This is a genomic window from Saccharopolyspora sp. (assembly GCF_017434145.1).
GTDB lineage: Bacteria > Actinomycetota > Actinomycetes > Mycobacteriales > Pseudonocardiaceae > Saccharopolyspora_C > Saccharopolyspora_C galaxeae.
On sequence record NZ_JAFRFW010000835.1, the window covers coordinates 1 to 3,741 of the forward strand.

General features: G+C 70.1%; 3 protein-coding genes and 1 pseudogene. 1 reads left to right on the forward strand and 3 read right to left on the reverse strand.

The genetic code is table 11. The features are described from left to right. Nucleotides 1-177: 177 nt before the first annotated feature. Together IJH84_RS29355 and IJH84_RS29360 are read right to left on the reverse strand one after the other, a co-directional pair. Nucleotides 178-486, reverse strand: coding sequence for a hypothetical protein (locus tag IJH84_RS29355; RefSeq protein WP_367269074.1), 309 nt, complete (start codon nt 484-486; stop codon nt 178-180). Between the two features lie 74 nt (nt 487-560). Then, a pseudogene (locus IJH84_RS29360) lies at nt 561-821 on the reverse strand (class I SAM-dependent methyltransferase); the annotation flags it as partial. A 261-nt stretch (nt 822-1,082) separates the two neighbouring features. Here IJH84_RS29360 and metG point away from each other — a divergent pair. Continuing rightward, complete coding sequence (metG, locus tag IJH84_RS22695) at nt 1,083-2,801, forward strand: methionine--tRNA ligase (RefSeq protein WP_295148793.1); 1,719 nt, start codon at nt 1,083-1,085, stop codon at nt 2,799-2,801. Nucleotides 2,802-2,959: 158 nt separating this feature from the next. Here metG and cobA read toward each other — a convergent pair. After that, on the reverse strand, nt 2,960-3,741 hold a 782-nt coding region (cobA, locus tag IJH84_RS22700), incomplete at its 5' end, for a uroporphyrinogen-III C-methyltransferase (RefSeq protein WP_295148797.1).

Below are 3,741 nucleotides of genomic sequence, written 5' to 3' on the forward strand. Positions count from 1 at the left end.
ACACGGCGGGACGTTTCCGCAGGTCTGTCACTCGGCCCTCCCCCTGATCGCGCTGCCAACGCGGCAAGGTAGCAGAGCACCGCCGCGCTGCGGGCGCTTTCGCGGGGACGCTTCGGGGGCATCGTTGTCCGATGTGGACACAGCAGGTGCTTCGAGCCGCCCTGCAGCTCCGCGCGGTCAGCCGGGCTTGCTCGCCAGCAAGTAGCCCTGCTGCGTTCGCTCCGCTCCCGCGACGGGTTCGCGCAGCAGCCGGGCGTGGACGGGAAGTCCGGCCGCCGCCAGCAGTTCGGCGACGTGCTCGGGCCGGTACCGGACGTAGTCGAGCGAGATCGCGCGGCCGAACGCTTCGGTGAAGCGCAGCGGCTCGTCGCCGACCTGGAAGACCAGCAGCACGTGGCCACCAGGCGCGAGAACGCGGTGGAACTCCGCGAAAGCCTCCGGGAGTCGTTCCGGCGGGACGTGGATGATCGAGTAGCTCGCGACCACGCCGCCCAAGGAATTTCCGGCACGGGCAGTTCCAGCATCGAGCCCACCTCGAACCGGATGTCCGGGTGCGCGCGGGCGGCCACCTCGAGCATCCCCGGCGAGAGGTCGATCCCGAAAACCGACAAACCCAGCTCGCGCAGGTGCGCCGTGGTGCGGCCCGTCCCGCAGCCGACATCGGCGACCCGACCACCCTCCGGGACGAGTTCCGCGAACGCCGCCAGCAGCGCTCGGTCCAGCGGCTTGCCCGCCAACTCGTCGCGGAAGTGCCCGGCCCAGTCGGCGGCCAGCACGTCGTACGACTCGCGCGTGCTGCGCAGGAAACCCGGTTCGTCCACGAGCGGAGACTAGACGGCGACGCGGCCACCGAGGCGGGGAACGCGCGAACTCCCCGCGCCCCGGATCGCCGCCGCACCGCGAGGGCTGCCGGGACGGGACCGCCCGCCCGGTAGGATGGCGCCGATTCGCGGTTACCATCCGCGGCCGCGTGCGCAGGCCTTCTGCCGAAGGCAGGACCGGCGTCCCGCCGACCGGAAGCCGCGCATCCCGCGCGACGAGCGCGACCATCCTCACCGAAAACGGTATTGGAGCTTTCCAGCATGACCCGCCACCTGGTAACCAGTGCGCTTCCGTACATCAACGGCATCAAGCACCTGGGCAACATGGTCGGGTCCATGCTCCCCGCCGACGTCCACGCCCGGTACCTGCGCCAACGCGGCCACGAGGTGCTGTTCATCTGCGCCACCGACGAGCACGGCACGCCCGCCGAGCTGGCCGCGGCCGAAGCGGGCCTGCCGGTCGCCGAGTTCTGCGCGCAGCAGCACCAGGTGCAGGCCGAGATCTACCGCGGTTTCGGGCTGTCCTTCGACCACTTCGGCCGCAGCTCTTCACCGCAGAACCGCGACATCACACAGCACTTCGCGCGGAAGCTGCACGAGCACGGCTTCATCGAGCAGCACGCGGTGCGGCAGGTCTACTCGGCCGCCGACGGGCGATTCCTGCCGGACCGCTACATCGTCGGCACCTGCCCCTACTGCGGTTACCAGCGGGCGCGCGGCGACCAGTGCGAGAACTGCACGCGGGTGCTGGACCCGACCGACCTGATCGAACCGCGTTCGGCGATCAGCGGCAGCACCGAGCTGGAAGTGCGCGAGACCAAGCACCTGTTCCTCACCCAGTCCAAGCTCACCGACGAGGTCGAGCGGTGGCTGGACGACAACAGCGCCTCGTGGCCCACGCTGTCCTCCTCGATCGCGCGGAAATGGCTCACCGAAGGCCTGCACGACCGGTCCATCACCCGCGACCTGGACTGGGGCGTCGCCGTGCCCGGCGACACCTGGCCGGAGCTGGCCGAAGAGGGCAAGGTCTTCTACGTCTGGTTCGACGCCCCGATCGAATACATCGGTGCCACCAAGGAATGGGCCGACGAGGCACCGGAGCAGCGGGACTGGAAGTCCTGGTGGTACGAGGCCGACGACGTGACCTACACGGAGTTCATGGCCAAGGACAACGTCCCCTTCCACACCGTGATGTTCCCGGCCACGCTGCTGGGCACCCGCGAGCCGTGGAAGAAGGTCGACCACGTCCAGTCGTTCAACTGGCTCACCTACTACGGCGGGAAGTTCTCCACCAGCGAGCAGCGCGGCATCTTCACCGACCAGGCGCTGGAGCTGATGGGCGCGGACTACTGGCGGTACTTCCTGATCGCGAACGCGCCGGAGTCCGACGACGCGTCGTTCTCGTGGGAACTGTTCGCCTCGGTGGTGAACAAGGACCTCGCCGACACCCTCGGCAACTTCGTCAACCGGGTGCTTTCGTTCAGCCGCAAGCGGTTCGGCGAGCAGGTGCCCGCCGGTGGCGAGCCGGGTGAACCGGAGCGGCGGCTGGCCGACGAGGTTGCGCGGCTGCTCGGCGACTACCAGGACAACCTGGAGGCCAACCAGTTCCGCAAGGCGGCCCAGGCGTTGCGGGCGTTGTGGAGCGCGGGCAACTCCTACCTGGAGGAGAAGGCCCCGTGGATCGAGATCCGCACCGATCAGGAAGCCGCCGCGCTCACGCTGCGCACGGCGATGAACCTGATCTACCTGTACGCGGTGGTCTCGGAGCCGCTGATTCCGGGCGCGGCGCAGTCGATGCGGGAGGCGTTCGCCGCCGACGACCCGGCGCGGCGCTGGGTCACCACCGACGAAGCCACCTCGTTCGGCCTCGTCGAAGCGGGCACCGGCTTCACCATCCCGCCGGTGCTGTTCAAGAAGATCACCGACGATGAGCTGGCCGACTACCGCACCCGCTTCGGCGCCGAACCCGCCGAGAGCTGACCCCGGGCCGACACACCGCGCCTCCCTCGCTCAACGCGGGTTTGTTCCGGGGTTGCGGCTGGCGGGTGGTGGCCGCGCACGTCGGGCGTCGGCTCTGGAACCGAGCGAAGGGGTCGTTCGCCCCGATAGATGGAGTGCGGAGCTCCTTCACTCGAAGTTCAGCGCCGCGACTGCGGAGTCAGGTCGGCGACCGGGCCGATGATGATCACGGCCGGGGGTTTCACGTCCTGCTCGGCGACGGCGTCGGCGACCTCGGCCAGCGTGCTGCGCACGGTGGCCTGGGTGCGCATGGTGCCTTCCTGCACGATCGCCACCGGCGATTTCGGGTCGCGGCCGTGCTCCAGCAGCACCGCCGCGAACTCGCCGATGCGCTTGACCGCCATCCTCAGCACCCGCGTGCCCTTGAGCTTCGCCAGCGCGGGCCAGTCCACCAGTGAAGTCTCGTCGTGCGGCCCGACGTGCCCGGACACCACGACGACCTCGTGCGCCACCCCGCGGTGCGTCACCGGCACGTCGGCCACCGCGGGAACCGAGAACGCGCTGGTGATGCCGGGTACGGCGGTCACCGCCACGCCCGCTTCCACGCAGGCGAGCAGTTCCTCGTAGCCGCGGCCGAACACGTACGGGTCGCCGCCTTTGAGGCGCACCACGAACTTCCCGGCCCGCGCGTGCTCGACCAGCAGCGAGTTGATCACGTCCTGGTTCGCCGCGCGCCCGTACGGGATCTTCGAGGCGTCGACGACCTCCACGTGCGGCCCGAGCTCTTCGAGCAGTTCGCGCGGCGCGAGCCGATCGGTGATCACCACGTCGGCGCGGCCGAGCAGCTGCCGCCCGCGCACCGTGATCAGGTCGGGTGCGCCGGGACCGCCGCCGACCAGGGCGACACCGGGTGCGGGCGGCTCGGCGCGGTCGTCGGCCACGCCGGTGCGCAGCGCCTCGA

Coding starts and splice junctions, on each gene's coding strand:
- metG (WP_295148793.1), top strand. CDS start 1,083: ATGACCCGCCACCTGGTAACCAGTGCGCTTCCGTACATCAACGGCATC.